8 protein-coding genes and 8 pseudogenes are annotated in these 23,698 nt (G+C 47.0%); 13 read left to right on the top strand and 3 right to left on the bottom strand.

Going from position 1 to position 23,698, the window contains the following annotated elements:
• Nucleotides 1-156 precede the first annotated feature (156 nt).
• The 5 genes and pseudogenes from JCM10512_RS03225 to JCM10512_RS03205 all read left to right on the top strand — a co-directional run bounded on the left by JCM10512_RS03225 (nt 157) and on the right by JCM10512_RS03205 (nt 6,535).
• Nucleotides 157-3,191: pseudogene (locus tag JCM10512_RS03225) on the top strand (DEAD/DEAH box helicase).
• Between the two features lie 86 nt (nt 3,192-3,277).
• Nucleotides 3,278-3,460 (top strand): hypothetical protein, encoded by a 183-nt coding sequence (locus JCM10512_RS03220; RefSeq protein ID WP_044160403.1) that lies wholly within the window; start codon nt 3,278-3,280, stop codon nt 3,458-3,460.
• A gap of 81 nt (nt 3,461-3,541) precedes the next feature.
• Nucleotides 3,542-4,356, top strand: a pseudogene (locus JCM10512_RS03215) (Cof-type HAD-IIB family hydrolase).
• 114 nt (nt 4,357-4,470) lie between these two features.
• Nucleotides 4,471-5,950, top strand: a pseudogene (cysS, locus tag JCM10512_RS03210) (cysteine--tRNA ligase).
• Between the two features lie 177 nt (nt 5,951-6,127).
• Nucleotides 6,128-6,535, top strand: a complete 408-nt coding sequence (locus JCM10512_RS03205) for a PaaI family thioesterase (protein ID WP_044160556.1) — start codon at nt 6,128-6,130, stop codon at nt 6,533-6,535.
• A 33-nt stretch (nt 6,536-6,568) separates the two neighbouring features.
• Here the strand turns inward: JCM10512_RS03205 and JCM10512_RS03200 are convergent.
• Nucleotides 6,569-7,440, bottom strand: a pseudogene (locus JCM10512_RS03200) (DUF3108 domain-containing protein).
• A pseudogene (locus JCM10512_RS03195) lies at nt 7,388-9,294 on the bottom strand (Ig-like domain-containing protein). The pseudogenes JCM10512_RS03200 and JCM10512_RS03195 overlap by 53 nt, the downstream one beginning before the upstream one ends.
• 317 nt (nt 9,295-9,611) lie before the next feature.
• On the opposite strand from JCM10512_RS03195, the gene JCM10512_RS03190 reads away from it, so the two are divergent.
• The 6 genes and pseudogenes from JCM10512_RS03190 to lpxA all read left to right on the top strand — a co-directional run bounded on the left by JCM10512_RS03190 (nt 9,612) and on the right by lpxA (nt 20,594).
• On the top strand, nt 9,612-10,220 hold the full coding sequence (locus JCM10512_RS03190; RefSeq protein WP_044160401.1) for an HU family DNA-binding protein: 609 nt from the start codon (nt 9,612-9,614) through the stop codon (nt 10,218-10,220).
• Nucleotides 10,221-10,459: 239 nt separating this feature from the next.
• A pseudogene (gene lacZ / locus JCM10512_RS03185) lies at nt 10,460-13,572 on the top strand (beta-galactosidase, LacZ type).
• Nucleotides 13,573-13,979: 407 nt separating this feature from the next.
• Nucleotides 13,980-15,160 (top strand): annotated as a pseudogene (locus JCM10512_RS03180) (efflux RND transporter periplasmic adaptor subunit).
• A gap of 23 nt (nt 15,161-15,183) precedes the next feature.
• Nucleotides 15,184-18,402, top strand: a complete 3,219-nt coding sequence (locus JCM10512_RS03175) for an efflux RND transporter permease subunit (protein WP_044160399.1) — start codon at nt 15,184-15,186, stop codon at nt 18,400-18,402.
• 11 nt (nt 18,403-18,413) lie between these two features.
• Complete coding sequence (locus JCM10512_RS03170; RefSeq protein ID WP_044160553.1) at nt 18,414-19,805, top strand: TolC family protein; 1,392 nt, start codon at nt 18,414-18,416, stop codon at nt 19,803-19,805.
• A gap of 18 nt (nt 19,806-19,823) precedes the next feature.
• On the top strand, nt 19,824-20,594 hold the full coding sequence (gene lpxA / locus JCM10512_RS03165; protein WP_044160396.1) for an acyl-ACP--UDP-N-acetylglucosamine O-acyltransferase: 771 nt from the start codon (nt 19,824-19,826) through the stop codon (nt 20,592-20,594).
• Between the two features lie 108 nt (nt 20,595-20,702).
• Here lpxA and JCM10512_RS03160 read toward each other — a convergent pair whose 3' ends face one another.
• On the bottom strand, nt 20,703-21,353 hold the full coding sequence (locus tag JCM10512_RS03160; RefSeq protein ID WP_044160393.1) for a carbohydrate-binding family 9-like protein: 651 nt from the start codon (nt 21,351-21,353) through the stop codon (nt 20,703-20,705).
• Between the two features lie 108 nt (nt 21,354-21,461).
• On the opposite strand from JCM10512_RS03160, the pseudogene JCM10512_RS03155 reads away from it, so the two are divergent.
• Nucleotides 21,462-22,404: pseudogene (locus JCM10512_RS03155) on the top strand (tRNA-dihydrouridine synthase family protein).
• A gap of 53 nt (nt 22,405-22,457) precedes the next feature.
• The gene (locus JCM10512_RS03150; RefSeq protein ID WP_044160390.1) at nt 22,458-23,681 is read left to right on the top strand and encodes a DcaP family trimeric outer membrane transporter; all 1,224 of its coding nucleotides are present in this window, start codon (nt 22,458-22,460) and stop codon (nt 23,679-23,681) included.
• Nucleotides 23,682-23,698 lie beyond the last annotated feature (17 nt).

Here is a 23,698-nt window from a genome sequence, read left to right as displayed (position 1 = left end):
GCCGACCTAAGTTGACTGGACGGTCGACCTTAGCTAGCCGCTTAGCAAGTCGGGTATAAATTGCCCGCTATTCCTAGCAGTACACATTTGTTTTCCTTTATCATGCTGCAGAATTAAGGTTTTTCCTATATCTTTGTCGGTTAAAGCGTAAATAGGATGAGAGAGAAACCATCTACCGAAGAAGTTATTATCGTCTTCACCGAGCACCCTGTGCTTGGTCCCTTGTTAACTCCCTATCTGGCAGAGAGGGACGAGAACGGTACGTATCATCTTATGGAGCAAGCTTTCCACGCTTCGCCCGAGCGATTTGCCAAAATGAGCGAGCGGAACGACAGACCATTGAGATCGCCTCTCATTATGCGGAGAAATATTTAATGGAGGTGTATTCGCGCGAGAAAACAGTTGCCCGTTTCCTGAGAAAGCTGTCGGAAGAGCCGGAAAGGTTCAAGACGGTAATCCGTCCGTTTATTGAGAAAAAACTACTCGAAATACTCGCTTTAATCCGTAGCAACAACCTACCACTGTATCAAAAGCAGGCAAGGAGTAAACTACTGTATGCCCATCATGCCTGCGAGGTTCATCCGCATGATGTAGAGATTCACTTCACCTTCCAAGCCGACCCGCACAATTTCCGCTATGAGTTGAAGTGTCGATACGAGAAACAAGATCTTTCGCTGACTGAGCTAAAGCCGGTGATCGCACTAACCTCATCGCCTACCACCCTATTTCTAGGTATGCACCTGTACTTCTTTCCGCACATCGAAAGTATGCGCATTTTGCCTTTCACCAAGAAGCGCTCTATAAGTGTCGACGCGTCTCAGACGCAGAAGTATATCGATAACATTGTCATTCCGGTAGCCCGCTACCACGACATCACGACACGCGGGCTGACTATCGTTGAAGAAAAGCTCTCAGGCGAAGCCCTGCTTACGATCGAAGATACCGTGTACGGCGAACAGATGATTCGCTTGAACTACCGATACGGCACGTACAATTTCACACCCGGCAGTGCAGACGAAATGAAAAAGATCATTTACCGGAAAGGGACCGATGAAATCTGCTTTTTTCTGCGCGACGCAGGTTTTGAAGAGAACCGGCTTCAGATGTTAGCAGATGCCGGGCTACAACGCTTCGGCGAAGCCCACTTTCAATTAGCACCTGCCACCACTGAGAAAACAATCAGCGAATGGATTAGCCACCATCGGGAAATGCTACAGAATTCTTTCCGGCTTACGGGGAATAGAGAGAACGCCCCCTACTGCCTGGACGAGATCCGTATCGAGCAGAGCTACAGCAATGAGCCGGACTGGTTTGAACTACATATCACCGTGGTTATTGGTAAGTTGCGGATTCCCTTTTCGCGCTTTCGCAAACATATCCTTGAAGAAAAAAGAGAGTACTTACTCCCCGACGGACGCATGTTCCTATTGCCGGAGGAGTGGTTTAGCAAATACGGAAACCTGGTAAAGATCGGCGACCAATCGGAAAAAGGAATCCGGATAAAGCGCACATACGTGGGAGCGGTTTATTCTGCTTTAAACGAGCAGAGCTTAAAGGAATTTCCGGCAAAAAGTGAGATCAAAGCAATTCCCGTCCCCCAAGGACTGAAAGCGAAATTACGCCCCTATCAACAGAAAGGTTTCTCCTGGATGATGCAACTGCACGAATACGGCTTTGGCGGATGTTTGGCAGATGACATGGGACTGGGCAAAACTCTCCAAACCCTGACTTTGCTGCAACACATCTACAAACCGCAAGAGCCTGCAAGCATACCTTCGGAAGCCGTCCGGCAACCGGACAGCCCAATTGTTGTCCCTGCCGTCGTAGAATCGAACGGACAATATGCTTTATTCTCGGATGACTCCGCCGACTCGCTTCTACCGGGTACACGTGAAATCAGAGAACAGCACACATCTCTCCCCACCAAGCCGGCGGAACCAGCCGAAGAAGCCTGCCGCAAACCTGCCAGCCTGATCGTGGTCCCCACCTCGCTCCTGCATAACTGGCGCAGAGAGGCCAAACGATTCACCACGCTCAGCATGGGCGAGTACAACAGCACAACCGTTATTCCCAAGAAACGTCCCGAATTGTTTTTCAAGCGATATCACCTGATATTCACCTCGTACGGAATGATGCGGAACAACATCGACATATTCAGTTCCTACCGCTTCGAGTATGTGGTCTTGGACGAAAGCCAGAACATTAAAAGCAGTGATTCGCTTACGTTCCGGTCGGCTATTCAGCTGCAAAGCAATCACCGACTTGTATTGACGGGCACTCCGATCGAGAACTCACTTAAGGACTTATGGTCGCAGTTTCGTTTCCTGCAACCGGATTTACTGGAAGACGAGTCCACTTTCCAAAGGCATTTCATTACCCCCATTCGTCAAGGGAATACACGCTTGGAAGGGCAGTTGCAGCAGTTAGTCGCTCCTTTCATCCTGCGGCGAAGCAAAAGTGAAGTGGCACCGGAACTTCCTCCGCTCACCGAGGAGATTATTTATTGTGATATGTCGCGAGAGCAGGAAGCGCAATATGAGCAAGAGAAAAACAGTCTGCGCAACACACTATTAAACCGTCCCGCGCATGTAGACCGGCTGCATACGTTCAGTGTCCTCAACGGTATCTTGCGACTACGTCAGCTGGCTTGCCACCCACAGCTCATTTTACCCGATTTCACCGGAGTTTCCGGGAAAGCGGAACAGATAATCGAGACATTTGGTACCCTACGGAGTGAGGGCCACAAAGTATTGATCTTCTCCTCCTTCGTCAAGCATTTGGAGATATTGGCGGAAACGTTCCGCCAGCGGGGATGGAAGTATGCGTTACTAACCGGATCGACCAACAACCGACCAACGGAAATTGCCCATTTCACCGATCAAGACGATGTGCAGGCGTTTCTTATTTCGCTCAAAGCCGGCGGCGTGGGGCTTAACCTTACGCAGGCGGATTATGTGTTTATCATCGACCCGTGGTGGAATCCCGCTGCCGAATCACAGGCTATCGCCCGCGCCCATCGCATCGGACAAGACAAGCAGGTGATCGCTTATCGTTTCATTACGCAAAACAGTATCGAAGAAAAAATACTTCATCTACAGGAGGATAAGAAAAAGCTGGCGGAAATATTCATTACTGACAACGACGCCTCTCCGGTATTGACTGATAAACAGTGGGCTAGCCTGTTGGACTAAAGTTCTTTGAGAGAAGCAATCTGGTTAAGAAAGAACAATTCGCCTGATCTTTTTGTAAAGCGTTCGGGATCAAACCAATCTTTTGAATGTATTTGTCAACAGCTTCCCCGTTCAAGCATGGGATGAAGCAGATTAGCCGCATCCTACACAAACACTACAAATTCACGCTGCGCTTTGACAAAACCCAGAAGAAGCTCCTGATAGAAAACCTAGTCGAAACCGTATGGAGCGAAGAAGAAGAGTCCCTATCGGAAAACGTGAATAAGTAAGAAAACAGAGCAACTTTCCCTGCCCCATTTGCCGCACCGTTTTTTTGCCCTATCTTTGCGCGCAAATTTTAAGCATACGGCATGAAATACAAGCTTATTGTGCTCGATCTCGACGGCACACTTACCAACTCTCAGAAAGAAATATCTCCCGCAACCGGGAAGTATTGATACGTGCGCAGAAAAAAGGAATCCGGCTGGTTCTGGCTTCCGGGCGACCGACTTATGGCATAGTACCGCTGGCCACCGAATTGCAAATGGAGCAATTTGGCGGCTTTATCCTCTCTTACAACGGCGGAGAAATTATCGATTGGCAGACCGGAAATATCGTCTACGAGAATGTGTTGCCCGATGAAATCATCCCGATACTTTATGAATGCGCGCATACTCATCAACTCAGCATCCTTTCGTACGACGGGACGGAAATAGTCACCGAAAACCCGGAAGACCCTTATGTCATTAAAGAGGCCTCTCTCAATAAAATGAACATACGCAAAGCGCACAATTTCCTTACGGAGCTTAAACTCCCCGTGCCCAAATGCCTCATCGTTGGCGAACCGACCCAACTGATCCAAGTCGAATCCGAACTATCGATCCGTCTGCAAGGACGCATCAATGTGTTCCGATCGGAGCCCTACTTTCTGGAGCTAGTTCCGCAGGGTATCGACAAAGCCTTGTCACTTGCCGTTCTGCTGGAGAAGACGCAAATTCAGCGCGAGGAAATTATGGCCATAGGTGACGGGTACAACGACCTGTCCATGATTCGGTTTGCCGGATTCGGAATTGCCATGGAAAATGCCCAAGTACCGGTAAAGATTGCAGCTGATTACATTACGCTGAGTAATGACGAAGACGGGGTAGCCGAAGCGATCGAACGGTTCTGCTTCCACAGCCTATAGCCCGGAAACTGCAATTTCGTACACTTCTTCGCTGAACAATCAGTCGAAAGTTATCACGCATATTCGGAATTTATTCTAACTTTGCATTTCTAACTAAAAAAACAGCAAAATGTTATGGAACATCAACTTACCATTTACAATACGTTAGACAGAAAGAAGGAATTGTTTGTCCCGCTTCATGCACGCATGTGGCATGTACGTCTGCGGGCCTACTGTCTATGGCGACGGTCATTTGGGACACGCACGCCCGGCCATCACGTTCGATGTGCTCTTCCGCTACCTCACCCACCTAGGATATAAAGTACGCTACGTACGCAATATAACCGACGTAGGCCATCTGGAACACGATGCCGACGAAGGAGAAGATAAGATTGCCAAAAAAGCTCGTTTGGAAGAGTTAGAGCCTATGGAAGTGGTGCAGTATTATCTCAATCGCTACCACAAAGCCATGGAAGCTCTCAATGTATTATCTCCCAGCATCGAGCCTCATGCTTCGGGACATATCATCGAACAGATCCAGCTGGTACAGAAGATTCTGGATGCCGGATACGCGTATGTAAGCGAGGGTTCTGTCTATTTTGATGTGGTTAAATACAACCAAGACTATCATTACGGGAAACTTTCCGGACGCAACCTCGATGATGTGCTGAACACCACACGCGAACTCGACGGGCAAAGTGAAAAACATAATCCGGCCGATTTTGCTCTCTGGAAGAAAGCCCAACCCGAACATATTATGCGCTGGCCATCACCTTGGAGCGACGGTTTCCCCGGTTGGCATGCCGAGTGTACGGCTATGGGCCGCAAGTATCTGGGCGAACACTTCGATATACACGGAGGGGGAATGGATCTAATCTTCCCACACCACGAATGCGAAATCGCTCAGTCGGTAGCTTCCCAAGGCGACGACATGGTTCGCTACTGGATGCACAACAACATGATCACCATCAACGGTACGAAAATGAGCAAGTCGCTCAACAACTTCATTTCGCTGGACGAGTTCTTCGAAGGAAGCCATAAGTTGTTGACTCAGGCTTATAGCCCGATGACCATACGCTTCTTTATCCTACAGGCTCATTACCGCAGCACGGTCGATTTCAGCAACGAAGCTTTGCAGGCTTCCGAAAGAGGATTGCAACGCTTGATGGAAGCCATAGACGGATTAGACAAAATCTCTCCTGCCGCAGCTACTTCGGATACTATCAACGTGAAAGAGCTCCGTGCCAAATGCTACGAAGCTATGAACGACGATTTGAATACGCCGATCGTTATCGCACAACTCTTTGAAGGCGCACGCATTATCAACAATGTGATTGCCGGAAACGCCACGATTTCTGCCGACGACTTGAACGAACTCAAAGACATCTTCCATACATTCAGTTTCGAGATTATGGGATTGAAAGAAGAGAAAGGGTCTTCAGACGGCCGCGAAGCTGCTTATGGAAAAGTAGTAGATATGCTGTTGGAACAACGCGTAAAGGCAAAAGCCAATAAAGATTGGGCTACTTCCGACGAAATACGCAACACCCTCACCGCACTTGGTTTCGAAGTTAAGGACACCAAAGACGGCTTTGAGTGGAGACTGAATAAATAGACGAGACACATCTCGCAGAGAAAGGGCCAGTATATGAATATGTATCGGCCCTTTCTCTTTATGCAGGTAAAAAGCGCGAATTACAGCACGCTCCGCGCTCACAATAAAAGAGATAGCTTGCACGCGTTTGCGACAAAATAGATACATTTGCAGAAACATCGAGTAAATATGGCAGACATGACTCCACACGAATTCTTTCAGCATGATACCTTTGCCGAGCAGGCGGGTGTCGAACTAGTAGAGATACGCAAAGGCTATGGTAAAGCCAAAATGGAAATAAAGCCCGTACACCTCAACGCAGGTGGGCGGACACAAGGAGGGGCAATCTTCACACTGGCCGATCTGACACTGGCTGCCGCAGCCAATTCACACGGTACATTGGCTTTCTCACTTTCAGCCAATATCACCTTCCTACGCGCCAGCGGAAGCGGAGATACCTTGTATGCCGAGGCGCGCGAACGATACATCGGACGAAGCACCGGGTGTTACCAAGTGGACATAACGAACCAACACGGCGAACTGATCGCCACGTTTGAGTCGAGCGTATTCCGAAAAGATCAGCAGGTTCCTTTCAAAGGCTTATAACTGATCTTCAGCGGATTTTCAATACAGAATCGATTATTTAACGACCGAGGTCAGCGGATGGCGGTTGCCGCTTACACTACGCAGGAACGCTTTGGCCGAACCGAAGTTAAGATACATATCCAATCGAACCGGAAGGTGGTTCTTGTCATCCGAAACAAAGAACGTGATTACTTCTTTCTCTTTGCCCTTCTTATCATACTCCACCAGTGAGAAGATGAGGCAACGGTATGTGACGCCATTCTCTGCCTTCACATTTTCCTTGCCCCGATAGATTAATGTCTGTTCTTCAACCTTACGTCCGGTAGCCATCGGGAATTTGATTTTATCACCTATCTTATAGTCGGCAGGATCATATGAACGAGCCTGTGCCAGAATAGTGAGCATATCATAGATGCAACGGCTGTCGCTATATTCCATCTCCTGCACTTCTCCATCACGGTGTGTGCGCTTCTGGTTGACAAAACAAAGTCCGTCTTTATAGGAGAACCGAGCTTCATCGACGGTATAGCGTTTACCTTCTTCAGCACCTTTACGGAAGTAACGGGGTTCTAGTTTCTGTCCCATCACACAGGTCAGGGTATCTCTCATCTTGAAGAAGTAGTCCGCCCGTTTGCCGCTGATGGCAAGCAGATTCATCCGATAGGCGGGTTGAGAGTGATAGGTGGTGGCGTTGGTGGTTAAGCTGGCCAGTCCTGCTTTAACCCACACAAACTTCCAGTTGAAATATAGATCGTACATTACGTGCTCACCGGACTGGAACGCATCATTCTTCGACTCACACTGAGCACGGCAGAAAGAGCGAAATTCCCCATTAAAATAGCAGAAACTATTATTAGAAGCGTACGTCGGAAGTTAGTTCCGACGGTCGCGGTCGCGATTGCGGTTTTGTTTTTTCTTGTTTTCATCAGGTTTTTGTTTTTTAAGTTCATCCGGCTTCTGCTTGTCGGCAGGGGTCGCATGAATATCCCACGGCTGCGTTATATCCCATAAAGCCTTATATTCTAATATATTCGGATAGTAGAACACTTCTTCCGGTTGCAGATTATCTTCATAACTACCGGTATCCCATTCTCCGTTTCCGTTGGTATCATTAATCAGTCGGGCGGCATACTTACCCGGGTTGAGGAAGTAGAAATCGGCCATTCCATCGACTACTTTCCGCTTCCGAACCACTTTATCCTGCGCATCCAGTAACTCCACAAACGCCTCAGACGAAGCGCCGGTAATGCTAAAGTGAAGCGTAAAGTATTCGTCCTCGCTACGCACCTTGAAGCTTTGTTTTATCTTATCGGTAAACAGTCCATAAAGACCCCTGAACGCCGTCGAGTCGACGGTAAATTCATATTCATTCGTGGGCTCCCAGTCGTAATACAAATTAAATCGTTTCAGCTCCAGTGAGTCCTGCTCAAAATCGAAAGGAACCTCTTTCCACAAGGTATCTACCTTATGCCGGAGATGAATCGCAGCACTATCATAGGCGGCTATCGGCTCATCAAACAACAAGGAGATGTATCCATAGACCTCCATAGAAGAAGGTGCTTTGACATTGACAGGCAAAAACTTGGTTGGTATCGGTTCGTCTTCTTCGTCTTTCTTTTTCTTCTTTTTCTTTTTCTGAGGCTCTTCCTTAGTCAGCGTTTTCTGCTTCGACACCAGATTGAGCGTATCTGTACGGGGAACCAATTGATTGAGCGTATCCGTGTACAGATAGCTGAGACTCACCTCCAACGTATCTTTCTTATAAAGGAGTGAGTCTTTCACCCAATAGTGAATGGTATCGTTACGCAAATTCTTTTCAACTACAAACGCATCTTTCTCATCAAAATTCAATCCCCGCAGCGTAGGCAGCGTATCAGCTTTGGCAGCAAAATAGAAAGAGAATTTCTGCGGAACCAGACGTTCGCTCTTGATTAAGTATTGCGAATAGTTCAGTTCTTTGAATGCACGGAGAATCACATTATCCGGCAGGTAATGCGTATAGGCTTTCTCGACAATGGTGTCGTAGGTCAGCGAGTCAATCCAAGCCGTATCCATACGCAAACGCTCTTCCATACGCGGAATAATCAAGGAATCGTTGAATGCCAGCACTTCACTCTTTTGGGTAAACGCATAGTTCTGGTCGGAGTCTATCAGACCGAAAATACGGTATGTACCGGGAGCAATCCCGCGAATAGAGAAACGGCCCCGGCTATCTGTCCGGGATACACGATCGAAGGGTAGTTTGGTAAATGCCGAGTCGTTCAGGTTTGAATGCAGGCCGACAAGGATTCCCTTAATTGGCTCTAAGTTGGATGCCTCGAGCACCGTACCCGACACTTCCATGGTATCGATCTGCGCGCCGGTAGAGAAAGTAAATGTAAAATTCCCCATCGGATTGCCTTCATTGTTGTCGACAATCGCATCGGAAAAGTCAATGGTATACGTTGTATTGTCCTTCAACGAATCAAGCAGGTTGACTTGTATGCGCTTACCAGCCGCTTTGATTTCCGGCTGTTGGATCTGAGGCGGAGAAATCACCACCTTTTCCGAAGCCTTCTCGAGCTTGATAAACTCATCGAAAAGCAGCGTAACCTTGCTCTTATTCGTATTGAGAGCACCGGCAGCAGGAGTACTTCCGATAAAACGGGGAGGTATTTCATCGATCTCCCCACCATCCGGACGACCGAGCTGGCGCAGGAATATAACAAGGCGACTAGCGCTACTACCGGAAGCGCTTGGCGGAACCCTTGTCTTATTGTATGACTTTTAAAACGTAACATGTTGCAAAAATAAACGTTCTTTATCAATAAACACCACACTTTCTAGCTAATTTATTAAAAAACAAACGGACAACTACTATCAAGAAACATTATCTATGACGTTTTTATTTCTTTTTCTCTCTGTTTTTATTACCTTTGTTACCTAAGTTTATTGCGTATAACTAGAGTTATCCGAAAGAGACACTATAGTCACCCTTTCGTATGACTATAGTTATACGAAAGGGAAACTCTAGTTATACGAAGTAAAAGTAGCCAACGAAGCAGATCCGGATAACCAAACGGAACAATCAACTAACCGACACCAAACGTTTACGAATATGAGCATACATTACGACCTTTATGAAACGCCTGATATCCGACAGACAGGCGAAGAACAACCGCTTCACCCCCGTGTAGTCTTCAAGGGAACCATCAATCAGGAAGAGTTCCTGGACCGTGTGCACAAGTTTACCGGAATCAGTCGCAGCCTGCTGGCTGGCTCCATGGAATCTTTTCAGAATGAGCTAAAAGATCTGCTGGCTGATGGCTGGATTGTGGAAATGGGAGACATCGGCTACTTTTCGGTATCTCTGCAAGGGCCACCCGTCCTGAATAAAAAAGACGTGCACGCACAATCGATCAAACTTAAGAATGTCAATTTTCGGATAGGCCGCCAATTCAGGCAAAAGATAAGCTCGCAACTAAGGCCGGAGCGCGGAGAGTCGATTACCCGTCCACGTAGAAAGGGACATCCCGAAGAAGAATGCCTGGCTATAATCAACACCCACCTTAGCAAACATCCCTGCCTAACCCGTGCCGATTACTGCCGGATGACCGGGCACGACAAGCAGCGCGCCCTCAACGAACTGAACAGCTTCATCGAACAAGGTTTGCTCATACGCTACGGAACAGGCAGACTGGTCGTTTATGCGAAGAAGACACAATAAGACTCGCCTCGTTCAGCATCATAATTCCCGTACCAGGCCCCATGATTCAGCTTCAGGCTTTATCATCAATTCGTACGCCCCATCCGGGTTTCGGTACAAAGAGTCTACAAATGAGTAAAAGACAACATCTTCGAGTACTTTTTAATTAATAACAGCTACAAATGAATGAATATTAGCCCTCGTCTGATCAATAAATCGCTATCTTTGACTCCCAAATTCAAACCTAATACAAGAAACCCATGAGAAAGAAACTGGCTACTTATTGCCTCGCTGCATTAAGCTTGACAGCAATGCAAGCACAAACGTTCAACGAGTGGAAAGATCCGGAAGTAAATGCCGTCAACCGCTCTCCGATGCACACCAATTATTTCGCTTACGCCACTCCGGACGAAGCAAAGACAGAAGTAAAAGAAGATTCCAAAAACTTTATGACCCTGAACGGAACCTGGAAGTTCAACTGGGTAAAAGATGCGGATTCCCGCCCCACCGACTTCTTCCAAACCAACTTCAACGATAAAGGTTGGGACAATATGCAAGTGCCCGGTGTTTGGGAACATAACGGTTATGGCGACCTGATATACGTCAATGCCGGCTATGCTTGGCGCAACCAATACCAAAGCAATCCTCCCCTCGTCCCTACTACCAACAACCACGTCGGTTCCTACCGGAAAGAGATTGTGATTCCTGCCGATTGGAAAGGCAAAGAAGTATTCGCCCATTTCGGTTCGGTAACCTCCAATATGTACATTTGGGTAAACGGACGCTACGTAGGATACAGCGAGGACAGCAAACTGGAAGCTGAGTTCAACCTGACCAGCTACCTCAAGCCGGGTAAAAACCTGATCGCTTTTCAGGTTTTCCGTTGGTGCGACGGTACCTATCTCGAGGACCAGGACTTCTTCCGCTTCTCGGGTGTAGCGCGTGACTGCTATCTCTACGCACGCAACAAAAAGTACATACAAGACATCCGCGTTACTCCGGATCTGGACAGCCAATATAAAGACGCAGCCCTGAATGTTAGTGTAGACCTAAAAGGAAGTGCTACCGTCGACATCAACCTACTCGACAAACAAGGAAACAGTGTTGCTACAGGCAGCCTGAAAGGCTCCGGTAAATTGGTTTCTACCTTATCGGTAGCCAACCCTGCCAAATGGACAGCCGAAACACCGAACCTATACACCCTGACCGCCACCTTGAAAGATGGCAACCAGATCGTCGAAGTGATTCCAATCAAAGTAGGATTCCGCAAAATAGAACTGAAAGGCGCACAAATACTGGTCAACGGGAAAGCCGTTCTCTTCAAAGGAGTCAATCGCCACGAGATGGATCCTGACTACGGCTATGTTGTCTCTCCCGAACGCATGGTGCAGGATATTATGCTAATGAAGCAACTCAATATCAACGCCGTACGTACCTGTCACTACCCGGACAATAACCTATGGTACGATCTATGCGATCAATACGGGCTCTATATGGTAGCCGAAGCCAATATCGAATCGCACGGAATGGGCTATGGCGAGAAGACGCTTGCCAAGAATCCGATCTATGCCAAAGCACATATGGAGCGCAACCAACGCAACGTGCAACGCAGCTACAACCACCCCGCCATCATCTTCTGGTCGCTGGGTAACGAAGCCGGCATGGGGCCAAACTTCGAAAAGTGCTATACCTGGATCAAGCAAGAAGATAAAACACGTGCCGTACAATACGAACAAGCCGGAACCAGCGAATTCACCGATATTTTCTGTCCGATGTATTATGACTACAACCGTAGCCAGAAGTATTGCGAAGGCGACATCAACAAACCTCTTATTCAATGCGAATACGCGCATGCGATGGGAAACTCGCAAGGCGGATTCAAAGAGTATTGGGACCTAACACGCAAATACCGAAATATCAGGGAGGTTTTATCTGGGACTTTGTCGACCAATCGCCTCACTGGAAAAACAAAGACGGACTGTCGATCTTAGCCTACGGAGGCGACTTCAACCGGTATGATGCTTCGGACAATAACTTCTGCAACAACGGAGTAATCAGTCCCGATCGTACTTTTAATCCACACGCAACCGAAGTACTCTACTACTACCAGTCTATATGGACTACCGCCGGCAACCTGGCCAACGGAGAAGTCAAGGTATACAATGAGAACTTCTTCCGCGATCTCTCAGCCTATTATATGGAATGGCAGTTACTGGCTGATGGAGAAGCGGTACAAACCGGTATGGTTTGGGATTTGAACGTAGCGCCTCAACAAACCGCAACCATCCAATTACCCGTTAGCACGCAAGGCATCTGCCCGCAGAAAGAGCTATTGCTAAACGTAAGCTATAAGTTGAAGGCCGCTGAAACCCTGCTTCTCGCGGGACACACGATTGCCTACGACCAACTCAGCGTCCGCGAATACAAAGCACCGGACTTGAAACTGGCTAATCAACCGACTAACAATCTGGCTACCCTCGCACCCACTATCACAGACAATGACAGAACCTTCCTCATTGTATCCGGCGAAGGCTTTGACGTAGAGTTCAACAAGTACAGCGGCTACCTATCTCGCTATCAGATCAATGGAACCGAACTGATGGAAGCAGGCAGTGAACTGACTCCTAACTTCTGGAGAGCTCCAACCGATAACGATTTTGGAGCCAACCTACAGAATAAATACGCCGTATGGAGAAATCCGGAGTTGAAACTCACCTCTTTGCAAAAAGACATCGAGAACGGACAAGCCGTTATCAAAACCGAGTATGAAATAAAATCGGTCGGCGCGAAGCTATACCTTATATATATAATAAATAATAAGGGAGCTATTCAGGTAACACAGAAGATGATAGCCGGCGACAACAAGGAAGTGCCTAACCTGTTCCGCTTCGGTATGCAACTGCGTATGCCCATAGCTTTCAGTCAAATCGAATATTACGGTCGCGGACCAATCGAAAACTATTCGGACCGAAACAACGGAACATTAGTCGGAAAGTACAGCCAGACGGTTGCCGAACAGTTCCACCCCTATGTACGTCCGCAGGAAACAGGTACTAAAACCGATATACGCTGGTGGAAACAACTCAACGAAAGCGGCAACGGATTACAGTTCGTGGGAGATGCTCCATTCTCAGCATCTGCACTGAACTATACCATTGAGTCTCTGGACGATGGCAGCGATAAGACGCAACGCCACTCTCCCGAGGTAAGCAAGGCAAAATTCACCAACTTCTGTATCGATAAAGTACAAATGGGACTTGGTTGCCAGAACAGTTGGGGAGCTCTTCCGTTGGAGAAGTATCGCCTACCCTATCAGGATTATGAATTCAGTTTCATTATGATGCCAACTCATCATAAGGCAACCCAAAAATAAGCGAATGAACGGGCATCAGCCGATTCGTCTAAAAATAAGTGTAAAAGGCTAATAACCGATAATGAAAGCGTTCCTTTGCACAGCGGCATAGCCGAAAATCGTTTGCTTCGACAAACGTGCCAACTATAAACTCCAACTCTCCTGTTTGCTTTTTGATAAGTAGGCGGGAGAGTTGCTTTTTTGATAGCTAAAGTCTATTTTTAAGCCCATTTCCTATTAAGGAAAGAGAAACATAGTTAAAAACATATTACCATATCACCATATTTATGGAAATTAAACTATTTTTGCGCGGAAAACCCTAGAACAAAAACCAGTTTCCTATTATTTTTGTTTAATCTCTATGCTATGTGACACTACAATATGAAAGAATATAATAGTGCAATTTACAATTTATGAATATAGAACATATGAAAAGTAGAATTATTTTATTTGCATTTTGCGTAGCCCTCTTGTCCAGCTGTGGCAACAAGGGAAACGACACAGGAAGCGAAAAAGTCCTCGAGTTTGCAGTACAGGAGCTACAAAAGAGCTCGGCAAACTTAACGACTGCCTATCCAGCTACAATTAAGGGTAAACAAGATGTAGAAATCCGTCCGCAAGTTTCCGGATTCATCACCAAGCTGTGTGTGGATGAAGGAGCGGCTGTTCGTAAAGGGCAGGTTTTATTCATAATTGATCCTACTCAGTACCAAGCTGCGGTTCATACAGCAGAAGCTGCGGTAGCAACTGCCGCTGCGGCAGTTAACACCCAACAAATGACTGTCGACAACAAACGCGAATTGAACAAGAAGCAGATTATCAGCGACTACGATTTGGCGATGGCAGAAAACACACTCGCACAAGCTAGAGCACAGTTTTCACAAGCCAAAGCGCAGTTAACTTCTGCTAAACAAAACCTGTCATTTACACAAGTAACAAGCCCGTCCAGCGGTTTCATCAACAGCATCCCCTATCGTTTGGGAGCATTGGTTAGCCCGTCTATCCAGGTTCCGATGACTACGGTATCTGAGATTGCCGACGTTTACGTTTATTTCTCAATGACAGAGAAAGAATTGCTAGCCTAACCAAGTCCGGCGATAACATTCAGGCTCAAATAGATAAAATGCCAATGGTGAAACTACAGTTGATCGATGGAAGCATCTATGACAAAGAGGGTAAGATCGATGCCATAACAGGCGTTATCGACCAGGCAACCGGTTCGGTAAGTATGCGTGCTCTTTTCCCCAATGCGGAACATATCCTGCGCAGTGGTGGAACAGCCAACATCCTGATCCCGTATATCATGGACGATGTAATAAATGTGCCACAAGCTGCAACGGTAGAAATTCAGGACAAGAAGTTCGTCTACGTTCTCCAAGCGGACAATACTGTAAAATATACGGAGATTACAATCTTTAACTTGGATAACGGAAAAGAGTATCTGGTAACTTCCGGTTTAAAACCAGGAGATAAAATTGTAATCGAAGGAGTCCAGAACCTGAAAGACGGACAAAAGATTCAACCGATCACGCCTGCTCAAAAAGAAGCTAACTATAAACAAGCTTTGCAAGATCAGCATGATGGTAACCTAGCCACAGCTTTCAACTAATCATCAGACATTAGACAAATCGTATGAAATTAGATAAATTTATAAACCGTCCGGTACTATCAACGGTAATCTCTATCGTAATAGTAATTCTGGGAGGCATTGGGCTGGCAACGCTGCCCATCACCCAGTATCCGGATATTGCCCCTCCTACCGTTTCGGTAAGGGCCACGTATACGGGGGCAAGTGCGTCAACTGTATTGAATTCCGTTATTGCTCCGTTGGAGGAACAGATTAACGGGGTAGAGAACATGATGTATATGACTTCCAGCGCCTCGAACGCCGGATCAGGTGATATTTCCATCTTCTTTAAACAAGGTACAGACCCCGACATGGCTGCTGTAAACGTGCAGAACCGTGTAGCTATGGCACAAGGCTTGCTGCCTGCCGAGGTTACCAAGGTCGGTGTAACCACCCAGAAGCGTCAGAACTCCATGTTGGTTGTATTCTCCCTCTATGATGAGAGCGACACCTATAGCGACGCATTTATTGAGAACTACGCCAAGATTAACTTGATTCCCCAGGTTCAACGTGTACCGGGAGTAGGTGACGCCAACGTTTTCGGTGCCGACTACTCCATGCGTATCTGGTTGAAGCCGGAGGTAATGGCACAGTATAAGCTGATACCAAGTGACGTTTCAGCTGCCTTGGCCGAACAGAATATCGAAGCTGCTCCGGGACAATTCGGTGAACGTAGCGACCAGACATTCCAATATACAATCCGGTACAAAGGACGTTTGCAACAGAGCGAAGAATTTGAGAACATCGTTATCAAATCGCTTCCCGACGGCGAAGTACTTCGTTTGAAAGACATTGCCAAAGTAGAACTCGACCGTTTGATGTACAGTTTCATCAATAAGGTAAACGGACATAAGTCTGTGACTTGTATCGTTTATCAGATGGCTGGAACCAATGCTACACAAACGATTAAAGATATTGAGGAATTACTGAATGAGGCTTCTCAGGTGCTACCGGCCGGTATGCAGCTGAACATCTCAATGAATACCAACGACTTCTTGTTTGCTTCTATTCACGAGGTTGTTAAGACATTGATCGAGGCCTTCCTGCTGGTATTTATCGTGGTATATATCTTCTTGCAGGATATACGCTCCACACTGATTCCTACCATCGCCATTCCGGTGGCGTTGATCGGTACGTTCTTCGTCCTTTCATTGATCGGCTTCAGTTTGAACTTGTTGACTCTTTGTGCGTTAGTGCTGGCCATTGCGATAGTGGTCGACGACGCCATAGTCGTCGTCGAGGGGGTACATGCCAAGCTTGACCAAGGATATAAGTCTGCCCGCCAGGCATCTATCGATGCCATGCGCGAATTAGGTGGTGCTATCGTATCCATTACGCTGGTCATGATGTCCGTGTTTATCCCCGTAAGTTTCATGGGAGGTACTGCAGGTACATTCTACCGTCAGTTCGGTTTGACTATGGCCGTTGCAATCGGTATCTCGGCCTTGAACGCTTTAACGCTAAGCCCGGCATTATGCGCCATCTTCTTGAAACCGCATAGTACCGACCACAAGGAAAAGAAGCAGACCATTATTTCACGCTTCCATACGTCTTTCAACACAGCTTACGACTCGATACTGAAACGGTATAAGAAACGTGTGCTGTTCTTTATCCATAAGAAATGGTTATCCCTGGGATTGGTAGCTATCTCCATTGTATTGCTTATTGTTTTCATGAATACCACACCAACCGGTATGGTGCCGAATGAAGACGCAGGTATCTTGATGGGAGCTATTACCCTACCACCGGGAACATCTCAAGACCATGCCGAAAAGATATTTACCCGTGTAGACAGCCTGATCGCTTCCGACCCGGCAGTAGCTTCACGTACCATCATATCCGGTTTTAGCTTCATTGGAGGCCAAGGCCCTTCGTATGGTTCTTGTATTATCAAGTTGAAAGACTGGGACGAACGCTCCATGAAGCAGAACTCCAACATTGTGCTCGCTTCCTTATATATGCGTGCTCAAAAGATTGTCAAAGAAGCACAGGTACTGTTCTTTGCTCCTCCGATGATCCCCGGTTACTCAGCTTCTTCGGATATCGAGTTGAACATGCAGGATAAGACAGGTAGCGACTTGGATAAATTCTTCGAAGTAGTCAACAACTACACGAAGGCGTTGGAAGAACGCCCGGAAATCAGTTCAGCAAGAACGAACTTCAACCCGAGCTTCCCGCAGTATATGATCGATATCGACGCCGCTGCTTGTAAGAAAGCAGGTATCAGCCCCAACGAGATCCTTACCACCATGCAAGGATATTATGGAGGTTTGTATGCTTCTAACTTCAACCGTTTCGGTAAGATGTACCGCGTTATGATTCAGGCTGACCCATTGTCTCGTAAGAACTTGGAATCTCTGAAAAATATCAAAGTACGCAACAACGTCGGCGAAATGGCTCCTATCTCTCAGTTCATTTCCGTCGACAAGATATATGGCCCGGATATCATTACCCGTTTCAACCTCTACACTTCTATGAAAGTAATGGTTGCTCCTGGTTCTGGTTATACTTCCGGCCAGGCTCTGAAAGCTTTGGCTGAAGTAGCCCAACAGAATCTTCCGACCGGTTATACCTACGAATTGGGTGGTATGGCACGTGAAGAGGCACAGAGCAGTAGCGGTGCAACAGGATTGATCTTCCTTCTCTGTTTCGTATTCGTTTATCTGCTACTGAGTGCGCAGTACGAAAGCTACATCTTGCCGCTTGCCGTATTGTTGTCCATACCGTTCGGGCTATTAGGTAGCTTCCTGTTCGTAAACGGAATGGGTGCCCTCGGCAGTATCCCGGCTCTAAAAATGATTATCGGGACGATGTCGAACAATATCTATATGCAGATTGCCCTTATTATGTTGATGGGACTTTTGGCGAAGAACGCGATCTTGATTGTAGAGTTTGCCCTCGACCGTCGTAAGATGGGTATGAGCATCACCTGGGCAGCCGTTTTAGGTGCAGGTGCTCGTCTGCGTCCGATCTTGATGACCTCCTTGGCTATGGTAGTCGGTCTGCTTCCGTTGATGTTCGCATTCGGCGTAGGTGCTAACGGTAACCGTACGCTGGGTACCGCCTCCATCGGTGGTATGTTCATCGGTATGATCTGTCAGATATTTATTGTTCCCGCCTTGTTTGTAGTCTTCCAATACCTACAAGAGAAGGTGAAACCGATGGAATGGGACGATATCGACAACTCAGATGCCGTAACAGAGATTGAACAATACTCTAAATAATGAAACTCGATATGAAGAAACAAATTCTATATATGCTGTGTGCAACTGCTCTTTTGAGCAGCTGCCGCATCTATAAGTCGTATGACAGACCCGAAGACATCAATGCTTCCGGCCTGTATCGCGATCCCCTAACGGAGAACGATACCTTGGTTTCGGACACAGCTAACTTCGGAAATCTGCCTTGGAGAGAAGTCTTCACCGACCCACAACTCCAAGCCCTCATTGAACTGGGACTTGCGCAAAACACCGATTTACAAAGTGCCATACTTAAAGTAAAAGAAGCACAAGCTCCTTTGCTTGCCGCTAAGCTGGCTTATGCGCCCGCTTTAGCTTTGTCACCACAAGGAACAATCAGTAGTTTTGACCACAACAAAGCAACCAAAACCTATTCACTTCCGGTTACCGCCAGTTGGGATATTAGTTTGTTTGGAGGACTATTGAATGCCAAACGAGGTGCGGATGTTGCGGTTAAGCAAGCCAAAGCATATCGTCAAGCTGTACAAACACAAGTTGTTTCGAACATTGCCAATATGTATTACACCCTGTTGATGCTCGACCGCCAGTTGGAAATTTCGAAAGAAACAGCCCAGATCCTGAAGCGGAATACCGAAACGATGGAAGCTATGAAGAATGCTGCCATCAATAACATCAACTCGGCCGGTGTAGAACAAAGCAGAGCAGCCTATGCACAAGTTCTGGCTTCTATTCCCGACATCGAGCAGAGCATCCGCAAGGTAGAGAATTCTTTGTCTACCTTGTTGGGACAAGCTCCGCAGGCTATCAGCCGGGGTGTTATCGAAAGACAAGTATTGCCTGCCGAGTTTTCCACAGGTATACCTTTGCAACTATTGTCAAATCGCCCGGATGTAAAAGCGGCTGAAATGGCTTTGGCAGCATCTTACTACAATACAAACTCAGCTCGTTCGGCCTTTTATCCGCAGATCACGCTTAGCGGATCAGCCGGTTGGACAAACAGCGCAGGTGGTGCCATATTCAACCCGGCTAAGTTCTTAGCCAGTGCAGTTGGTTCTTTAACGCAACCACTCTTCTATCACGGAGCGAATATTGCTAAACTGAAAATGGCTAAAGCACAGGAAGCGCAAGCTAAACTCGCATTCCAGCAATCTTTGTTGAATGCCGGAAGTGAGATCAGCACCCTACTGAGCCAATACCAAAAAACGAGTGAAAAGACAGAAGCGCGTAAGATGCAACTAGAATCTTCTCGCAAAGCTGCAACAGATACAAAAGAATTGTTTAACTTAGGGAACTCAACCTATCTGGAAGTTTTGTCAGCGCAACAGTCATACCTGAGCGCGCAACTTGCACAGGTTTCCGATAGCTTTGACCTGATGCAGGCTGTTGTCAGCCTTTACCAGGCACTGGGTGGAGGAAGAGAAGATTAACTTTAAACATATAAGATTATGATTAGTCCATTAGCTTACGTAGATCCCGAGGCGAAACTCGGCAAAAATGTTACAGTCATGCCTTTCGCGTACATCGAAAAAGATGTTGAGATTGGCGACGACTGCATCATCATGCCGCATGCCAATGTCCTGAAAGGGACTCGGATGGGAAAAGGGAACAGAATTCATCAGAATGCTGTTCTGGGTTCTGAACCACAAGACTTCCATTTTACGGGAGAGGACAGCAACCTGGTTATTGGAGACAACAACGACATCCGCGAGAATGTAGTAATCAGCCGGGCGACATTCACCGGAAATGCAACAACAATTGGAAACGGAAACTTTCTGATGGACAGGGTACACCTCTGCCACGACGTACATATATCCAACAACTGCGTAGTAGGCATTGGCACTACCATCGCAGGGGAATGCATATTGGACGATTGCGTGATTCTGAGTGGCAATGTCACCCTGCATCAATACTGTCACATCGGCCGTTGGACACTGATACAAAGCGGATGCCGCATCTCCAAAGATGTGCCCCCTTATATCATCATGTCCGGCAATCCGGTAGCATACCATGGAGTGAATGCGGTGGTTCTATCACAGCATCATAACACGACCGAAAGAATACTTCGGCACATTGTCAATGCATACCGCCTGATATACCAAGGAAACTTCAGCGTTCAGGATGCCGTGCAAAAGATTGTAGATCAAGTTCCGATGAGTGAAGAGATTGAAACAATTGTCAATTTCATAAAGAACTCTAAAAGAGGAATTGTGAGATAAAAGAACTACTTTTCAATAAAAATGAGAGGTGACGTCCGAATACAAAAAGGGCGCCACCTCTCTACTTTTCTAGAGATAGGGCGCCCCTGTATGTCTTATAATCAATAATCAGCCATACGACTCGAACGATAGCAGTCCGAAATAGTCGGGACGATGAAAGTCCGGCTTCTCAATTTCAATCGGATTCCACGAAAGGAAATGCGGTGTTTGCAACTCATCCCCACATTTGTAGAAGTTAGCTTTAATATCCTTACCATCGAGCAAGCTGATTTGATGCTTGAAGAAGACCGCATACGGAATAATCAGCGCGACTTCCCAGTCGGTATCCGCAATTCGTTCGTCAAAAGTATCAGTTCCCAGGCTAGCCCAACGCTGTACAAGCGACGTCACCTCAAGAGGAGCGTGTTCACGCCCTTCTCTGACCGGCCCGACGCCAACCAATACCGTGCCGATGCAATTGCATTCTATATTATAATAGATCCCATCACCTGCCGGGATCGAAAAGAACTCTACGCAAGAATCTGTCCAAACAGCACTATTGTCGGCTTTATATTTTGCTCTTACACTTGCTTCCCTGACCTTAAAGTGCAGAAGAATAGCCTCTTCGGTATAAGCGATTCTAAAATTCACCTTCGGTTTGTAGGGATAATCAGCCCAATTCGCACAGCCGATCGGAGTGAAATCGATCTTCTCTTTATCGAACAATCCGGGAAGAGCGGTTGCGTCTATATTGGCACTACTTATTTTCTTTACTTTCATATTAACTCATTGTTTAGCGATACAAATATAGTCAAAAACTCTGAAGAAAACTCGGCTATCCCTCTCCTCTTTATACTTTTCCCTTATCTTTGCAGCAAAATTAGAAATATGCAATCTACACTACCCATTCATTTTGCCCCGCTACAGGATATACAGAAGCATTCTACCGAAATGCGCACGCTACTTACTTCGGTGGTATAGAATCTTATTATACGCCATTTATCCGTTTGGAAAAGGGAGGTTTTCGCAATAAAGATGTGCGGGAAATCGAACCCGGCAACAATCGAGTGCCCCATATCATCCCACAATTGCTCGCTTCTTCGTTCGAAAAAGCGGAAGCTATTTTAGCCCTTTTCATCGAAAAAGGTTACCAAGAAGCGGACATTAACCTCGGTTGCCCCTTCCCTCTTTTAGCCGGACGCCATAACGGATCGGGCATTCTCCCTTATCCGGAAGAAGTCGAATCCTTGCTAAGCCTGGTGAAGAAGTATCCGCAAATCAGTTTCTCGGTAAAGATGCGGCTTGGTTGGGAGAATCCGGAAGAGTGCATGCGACTGCTGCCGATACTGAATGAATTGCCGCTAAGACAGGTCACAATGCACCCACGCGTAGGTAAGCAACAGTATAAAGGCGAGGTGAATCTGGAAGCATTCGCCGCTTTTATGGAAGCTTGCCGCCATCCGCTTATCTACAACGGGGACATTCGGAAACTGGAAGATATCCACCGCATTCAGGAACAGTTCCCGGCATTGGCCGGAGTTATGATTGGGCGCGGCCTGCTCGCCAACCGGCTCTGGCCTGGGAATACAAAGAAAAGAGTCAGCTAACACCCGATGAATTGAGGCAAAAAGTACAGATGCTGCACACATCCGTATACGAACAATATACCGAAAGGTTACAAGGTGGAGACGCCCAACTACTAAGTAAGATGAAGCCTTTCTGGGAATACCTGCTGCCGGAAGCTGATCGCAAACTATTGAAAGCAATCCATAAGAGCAGTAACTTAAGCAAATATAATCAGGCAGTTTTGGCCTTTTTCAACCAACGATAGTCCGATTACCCGTATTTTTTGTATTTTTGCGCTCGTTTATTAACAAGCACATTATGAGAAAATACATGGTATCTGCAATCTGCCTGCTTACTGTATCGGGCAGCTTTGCGCAAATGAAAGACTTTAATTTAAATTTCTACGGACAAATCCGCACCGACCTTTACTACAACAGCCGAGCTAACGAGGAAACAGTAGACGGCTTGTTCTATATGTATCCCAAGGACAAAGTACGCGATGATGACGGGAAGGATCTGAACGCAACCGCTAACGGGAGTTTCTACACGTTGTATTCACGCCTGGGCGTAGATGTAGCCGGGCCGAAACTGGGAAATGCCAAGACATCCGCCAAAGTGGAAATTGACTTCCGGGGTTCGGGCACATCCTACTCCGTAGTCCGCCTTCGCCACGCCTATTTCAACCTAGACTGGGGAAAATCGGCTTTATTGGCCGGGCAGGCATGGCATCCACTATTCGGAGATGTATCGCCACAGATTCTGAATCTTTCCGTAGGAGCACCTTTTCAACCTTTCAGCCGGGCACCGCAAATCCGTTACCGGTATACCGACAAGAACTTCCAACTGACGGGAGCATTGGTATGGCAGTCACAGTATCTTTCGCAAGGTCCTGCCGGCAAGAGCCAGGAATACATCAAAAAGAGCTGTATCCCCGAAGTTTATATCGGAGCAGATTATAAATCGGGCGGGCTATTGGCCGGTGCCGGTATCGAGCTGCTTTCGCTAAAACCTCGCACGGAAGCTACTGGCCAGAATGGACATCTATACAAAGTAGACGAACGGATTACAACTCTCTCATACGAAGCTCACGTGAAGTACACGGACAAGAATTGGTTTGTCGGAGCGAAAAGCGTATTGGGCTCCAACCTCACGCAGGCATCCGGACTGGGCGGCTTCGGTATCAAATCGATCGACAAACGTACCGGCGAGCAGGAATATACACCGATCCGCTTCTCTAGCTCATGGTTCAATGTGGTTTATGGACAGAAATGGAAACCGGGTATCTTTCTAGGCTATGCCAAGAACTTAGGAACAAGTAATGAACTGGTTTCAGATAAACTCTACGGAACGGGCACAGACTTGGATCAGTTGGTAACAGCCGGTGCCGAAATGACTTACAATGTAGCTCATTGGAAGTTCGGACTGGAATATACATTGACCTCGGCCTGGTACGGCGATCTAAAACACAGCAGTGGGAAAATCCAGGACACGCATGCGGTTTGCAACAATCGCATTGTAGCAGTTGCCATGTTCACATTCTAAGGCATCTACCTCGTAGC

The sequence above is a fragment of the Bacteroides reticulotermitis JCM 10512 genome, from assembly GCF_000517545.1.
GTDB classification, from domain to species: Bacteria; Bacteroidota; Bacteroidia; order Bacteroidales; family Bacteroidaceae; genus Bacteroides; species Bacteroides reticulotermitis.
Note: the sequence above shows the minus strand (reverse complement) of the source record. Positions and strands in the feature narration are given on the sequence as shown.